This window comes from Microcystis sp. M53603_WE2 (assembly GCF_030065435.1).
Genome location: NZ_JASJFF010000623.1, coordinates 1 through 5,480 on the forward strand (window position 1 = coordinate 1; position 5,480 = coordinate 5,480).

Here is a 5,480-nt window from a genome sequence, read left to right on the forward strand (position 1 = left end):
AAACTATCACAAGCAACGGGTAAAAGTAGCTAAACTTAATCTTAAAGTGTCAAGACAACGTAAAGACAAAGCAATTAAAGACGCTTTGGCGTTAGTCCAGTCTAATGATCTGGTAGTTTATGAAGCTTTAAAGGTAAGAAACTTAGTAAAAAATCGTCAGCTTGCCAAGTCGATTTCTGATGCTTCTTGGTATCAATTCACTGAATGGTTGAATTATTTTGCCAAGATTTATCGGATTGTTTGTATTGCTGTTACTCCCCATTTCACGACTCAAGATTGTTCAGTTTGTGGGACGAGAGTTCAGAAATCATTAAGCAATAGAACTCATCAATGCCCTAATTGTAAAACAATCTTAGATAGGGATCATAATGCAGCAATCAACATTCTTAAAAAAGGGTTGCAATATTTGGGAAATTATCTCAACGGTACTGTTGGGCAAACAGAAACCGACCCAAACGCATAATAGAGAGTCCGGCCTCTGGGTTTTCAGTGGAGACATTGAGAATCTAAGCTGTCTCGTTGAACAAGGAATTTCCGATAGTGATAGGTCAAGAATCCCCCGTCACAGCGTAGCTTGACGGTGGGAGTATGTCAATTTCTGGCTTTGCGGATAGCACTCCCTAGCATTAAACCCCCAAGGGTAATATAAGCAAGAACGCTGCTGGATTCTGGAGTCGTTCTTTTAGATGCAACACGAATCTGAACAAGAACATCATCGTCATCATCATCTACAGTGAAAGATGCAGCGTCATCAAGATGAGCTAAGAAGATATTAGCATCTAGTAACTCAAATGTATTTCCTCCGAAACCAAGGCTATTATCTAGATCTGAAAAAACTATTTGTGAAGCCATATCTGTGCTTCCAATTGTAGCGAAAAAACTTTGACCATTCCAGTTAGTTAGAACTGCCAGTGGAATTGGTTGATCTGGATTAAAAGACCCCAAAAAAACCTCACTGTTTGTTGATGGATTATTCGGCAATCCTGAAAGAACTGGAACAAAGTTTTCTGAAGTAGTCCCAAGACCAAACTCAGAATTGGCACCAGCACCACCTCCTAAGGATTTAACGTAAATATCAACCTGATCAGGAAATTTAAACTCTGCTGCACTGCTTGGATTAGTAATACCGCCAACGAATAAAGCAATAGCAAAAGTAAATAAGGGATATTTGGGGTTGCAGGGATTGAACATTTTTGTTGCTCCTCAAAAATTAATTCTTTTTTTGTTGTTCGTTATCTTTTGTTCCTTGAGAACAAGGTTCATGCTTTTAGTTTGACCAGTGAGCAAAAATTCCCCAGTCGTCTGGAACAGGCGAACCAAAAGATTCGCCCGCTGAAAATCCTTGATTACGTCAACTCCTTCTAGAAGAGAACCGAAATAAAAGACATCGGCACCAGTGCCGCCAGTGAGGATATCATTGCCATAGCCGCCATAGACAAAGTCATTCCCAGCGCCTCCTAATAGAACATCCTTGTCGGCTCCGCCAAAGAGATAATCAGTGTCGTTTCCGCCTGATAAAGTGTCAGCACCCGCTTCGCCAATGAGCAAGTCACTACCGTTTCCGCCGAAGACATTGTCATTTCCAGCGCGGCCGAAGATGATATCTGCACCATCTCCACCATCAATGTAGTCGTTGCCTATTCCACCGTCGATGTAGTCGTTGCCCCCTTGGCCGTAAATGCTATCATTCCCTTCATTCCCGTACATGGTGTCATTACCGAAACTGCCGAACAAGAAGTCATTGTAAATTGTACCGTTGTAAACTGGCATTAGCTGTCAACTCCTGTGAATTAATTAAGTTGATGATTCAAGTCAAACATTCAGAGCAAATAACATTCAATAGATACTGAATAACAAATTGGTATCAGCCAACAACTCTAAATAACTTTAAATAGCTCTAAATAACCGTACATAACTTTTAATAACCATTAATAACATTGCTTTCTCTTTCTCATAAAAATATTGACAAATCCGAGGAAATGATGTAATCTTTAAATATCTCTATTAATTTTTGATTATTTTTGAACTAAAAATGGTTGGCATTCCTGACACGATAGGAACTAAAGATAAAGACCTATTGCAAAAAGCATTTCTAAACCAGATATTGCAAAATACTGGTTTGATAAAAAATCAAGATCATAGTTGTTTATTTCAACTTCTATATCATCCCAAAAATCAAGATAAAAAAAGAAGTGAAATTGTCGAAATAATGAAAGATAAGCATAATCTTCATTATACGGAAGCAACTATTAATGAATATGCGAAAAGAATTAGGAGAATAATGGTAGATGTGTTTAAACAAGCGATGATAGACGATGGATTAGAATTAAGTGTCAATTTAATTACTACTAAATATGAGAAGAAAGGAAAACCTCAGAATTCAATTGAACCTCATCAAGTGACTTATCAATGGTTATGGGAGAAAAAATTTCCTCGGATGGGTTGGGAATTAGCAAAAGAAGTTGCTGCACCTGCTTGTAATAAGTTAACGATGCTGGATATTAATGAAAATTTTGAGGTAGAAAAATCCCCTAATGGAGGAGCCTCAAACGGGAGTTCAAAAAGGGGTCTAGTTATGAATGGTACTGTAATTAAGCCAGAGCCAGATAAGGGTAATTATATTTATCTTAACAAGCCCCATTATTTATGGGTTAATTTACCTGACAATGGTCAATATTTATTATTAATTAATGAGACGGTAGAAGGAAATTTTTATCTCTTTAGTCCTTCAAGAGCATTTGCCTATGTTCCTTATACTAAGCTGTCAGAAGGACTTCGTTTACCCCCGTCTGAAGGACTAGCTCGATTTTTCCAATATGATGCAGTAGGAGATGAATATTTTCTGGCAATTGTCACAGAGCAACCCATTGATTTATCTTGGGTTAATGGGGAATCTGACCCTACAGATATTATTTTAAGTCAAGAGCGTCTTGAGGAGATATTTATTAAATTGGGTCAACAGGGTAATAGTGAAGTGTTTTATAAGCGGTTTAAGGTGGTGGAACAAACAATTAATTACTCTGAGCAATCGGCAACAATAATCAACAACAAAAACTTAGTTTATTAAAGGAGAGGATCAAAAAATATTAGAAACTATCAAAAAATTACAGCAATAAACTCAATGTAAACCTACAATACTTGATCAAAAGGCCATCAATCATGTCTCTACCTCTTTCCTCTATTTTAGTGACCCTATCTCTCGGTTTGGGCTTTGTTTCTCTCCCTCTACCCATTCAATATTTGCCTGTAAATGCCATCGCTCAAGTCAATTCCCCCTCAACGGCTCAGGACTTTTTGGATCAGGGAGTAAAACAACTACAACAAGGTGATTTAGAGGCTGCCATTAATAATTTTAATGAAGCAATTAGACTTAATCCTAACTATGCTCAAGCTTATGGCAACAGGGGCATCGCCTATAGTCGTTTACAGCAATATGAGAAAGCCCTTGCTGATTATAACCAATATATTCGCTTTAATCCCAACTCAGCAGAAGCTTACTATAACCGAGCAACTCTCTACGATAAGTTAGGAGATTATCAAAAAGCGATCGCAGATTATGACCGAGCTATCCGCCTTAATCCTAATTTCAGTCAAGCGATTAGTAACCGAGAAATTGCCTACAATAATCAATTCCCGCAACAACAGCCACCCAATAGCAACCCCGCAAAAGTTCCAGTTCCACCCAATAGCAAACCCGCAAAAGTTCCACCCAATAAAAAACCTGCAAGGGTTTCAAGATCAAGAGTATTCTTTCCTGAGAATGGTCAGGGAGTGTACAACTTTGATCGGAAATCTGCGAGTAGTATCCTCAAAATTATACCGCCATCTGGTGCGGAAAATATGGTGATAAAGTTAGAGGATAAAATTAGCCGTAAACGGATCTGTTGGTTCTTGATATTAAAGGGGCATTCCTACGAAACACCCATTCCACCGGGGCAATATATAATAAAGTTGGCTACGGGTAAAAAATGGTATGGAGATAGACATCTGTTTGGTGCTAACGCATCCTACAGCAAAATTGACAAGGTGATCACTATTCCTGAGAATACACACTACACGATAGCTCTTACTCCAAGCCTATTGGGTACTCTCAAAGAAAAAAAGATCGGAGTGAATCAATGGTAGTAATAAGTAGCGGATGCTTATAACCTGTGGGGGCTTGTCTATGTAATGTCAGGAGATTATCAAATAAGGAATCCCTGACTTACAAAGATCAGTAACTTTATTTCAGCAACAGGGAGATAAAACACAAGCTCAAAAAATATTACAAGTTCTTAATAAAATGTCGTAATAACCTTGGTTTATTCAAGGAGAATGGTAACATAAATTAAGCAATCATTAACCCGATATTATAACTAGACCGCATCCTGTCAGCGATCGCCCTTGCCCATTGTCAACAGTAATTGCCCATAAAATAGGAAAAAAAATGCAAATTTCCATTCAACTAGACGATGAACACGCTCAAAAACTAGCCTATATTCAACAAACCACCCAAGAAAATACTTTAGAAACCATTCAACAAGCCATTGAACTACGCTATCAACAACTCCAAGAAAAAACACACGATCCCCTAGCTAAATTAAAACAAAGTTCCTTTATCGGTAGCTTTGAAGCAGAGGCTGACTTTGCCGAAAACTCAGAAAACATTTTGCATTCACTCCTATCCGAAAAAAATGATCATTGCTGATACAGGATTCTTTCTCGCTCTTGGCAATCGAAAAGACAAAGATCACTCGTTAGCCATTCAAACTATTTATAGTCAAAATGAAGCCTTAATTACCACCTATCCTGTTATCACCGAAACCTGTTATTTACTCTTAGCCAGAATAGGTAATCAGGCGCAAATCAACTTTTTGCAGGGATTGGTTAACGATAACTTTGAAATATTTCATTTACAAAATCATCATATTGAACGAATGATTGAATTAATGGATCGTTACGCTAACTTACCGATGGATATGGCAGACGCTTCTTTGATTGTATTAGCAGAGCATCTAGGACATGGAAGAATATTAACTGTTGATCGTCGAGATTTCAGTATCTATCGTTGGAACAATACGGAGGTTTTTAACAACTTATTGTAGGAGATATTTATTCAGGGTAATCAGGGTAATAGTGAGGTGTTTTATAAGCGGTTTAAGGTGGTAGAAAAACCCATTAATCACTCTGATCAATCAGCAACAATAATCAGCAACAAAAACTTAGTTTATCAAGGAGAATAGTAACATGAATCAAGCCATAATTAACCAGATAAAACAGTATAACCAGACCATAATAAACCTATATCAGCTAGGGCAATATGAGCAAGCGATTATCTTCGCTCAACAAACCTGTGATTTAGCCAAAAGTTACTCACTAACTAATGAGCCTATTTATGCTGATTCTCTGAATAACTTAGCCCTATTATATAAGTCAATAGGGAAGTATGAGCAAGCTTTATCTCTTTATCAACAAGTTCTCGAAATTGATGGTAAAAGTTT

At 37.6% G+C, this 5,480-nt stretch carries 7 protein-coding genes and 1 pseudogene; 6 read left to right on the forward strand and 2 right to left on the reverse strand.

Going from position 1 to position 5,480, the window contains the following annotated elements:
• Positions 1-578: pseudogene (locus PX481_RS13265) on the forward strand (RNA-guided endonuclease InsQ/TnpB family protein); the annotation flags it as partial.
• Positions 579-591: 13 nt separating this feature from the next.
• Here PX481_RS13265 and PX481_RS13270 read toward each other — a convergent pair.
• Both PX481_RS13270 and PX481_RS13275 read right to left on the reverse strand, forming a co-directional pair.
• Positions 592-1,191 carry a hypothetical protein gene (locus tag PX481_RS13270; RefSeq protein ID WP_002758919.1) on the reverse strand — a complete coding sequence of 200 codons (600 nt, stop codon included), beginning with the start codon at positions 1,189-1,191 and terminating at the stop codon, positions 592-594.
• A 12-nt stretch (positions 1,192-1,203) separates the two neighbouring features.
• Positions 1,204-1,770 (reverse strand): calcium-binding protein, encoded by a 567-nt coding sequence (locus PX481_RS13275; protein WP_002758921.1) that lies wholly within the window; start codon positions 1,768-1,770, stop codon positions 1,204-1,206.
• A gap of 241 nt (positions 1,771-2,011) precedes the next feature.
• On the opposite strand from PX481_RS13275, the gene PX481_RS13280 reads away from it, so the two are divergent.
• From PX481_RS13280 to PX481_RS13300, 5 genes are all read left to right on the forward strand, one after another.
• On the forward strand, positions 2,012-3,067 hold the full coding sequence (locus tag PX481_RS13280; protein WP_288025335.1) for a hypothetical protein: 1,056 nt from the start codon (positions 2,012-2,014) through the stop codon (positions 3,065-3,067).
• Between the two features lie 92 nt (positions 3,068-3,159).
• Positions 3,160-4,125: a tetratricopeptide repeat protein gene (locus PX481_RS13285; RefSeq protein WP_002758924.1), complete on the forward strand. Its 966-nt coding sequence runs from the start codon at positions 3,160-3,162 to the stop codon at positions 4,123-4,125.
• A gap of 301 nt (positions 4,126-4,426) precedes the next feature.
• Complete coding sequence (locus PX481_RS13290; RefSeq protein ID WP_002758926.1) at positions 4,427-4,687, forward strand: hypothetical protein; 261 nt, start codon at positions 4,427-4,429, stop codon at positions 4,685-4,687.
• Complete coding sequence (locus PX481_RS13295; RefSeq protein WP_012264691.1) at positions 4,674-5,084, forward strand: type II toxin-antitoxin system VapC family toxin; 411 nt, start codon at positions 4,674-4,676, stop codon at positions 5,082-5,084. The genes PX481_RS13290 and PX481_RS13295 overlap by 14 nt, the downstream gene beginning before the upstream one ends.
• A gap of 142 nt (positions 5,085-5,226) precedes the next feature.
• Positions 5,227-5,480, forward strand: a 254-nt coding sequence (locus PX481_RS13300) for a tetratricopeptide repeat protein (RefSeq protein ID WP_288094716.1), incomplete at its 3' end; no start/stop codon positions are given.

Bases quoted from the DNA above. Each gene is read 5' to 3' on its own strand.
- PX481_RS13270 (WP_002758919.1), bottom strand. From the start codon at position 1,191: ATGTTCAATCCCTGCAACCCCAAATATCCCTTATTTACTTTTGCTATT.
- PX481_RS13275 (WP_002758921.1), bottom strand. From the start codon at position 1,770: ATGCCAGTTTACAACGGTACAATTTACAATGACTTCTTGTTCGGCAGT.
- PX481_RS13285 (WP_002758924.1), top strand. From the start codon at position 3,160: ATGTCTCTACCTCTTTCCTCTATTTTAGTGACCCTATCTCTCGGTTTG.
- PX481_RS13290 (WP_002758926.1), top strand. From the start codon at position 4,427: ATGCAAATTTCCATTCAACTAGACGATGAACACGCTCAAAAACTAGCC.
- PX481_RS13295 (WP_012264691.1), top strand. From the start codon at position 4,674: ATGATCATTGCTGATACAGGATTCTTTCTCGCTCTTGGCAATCGAAAA.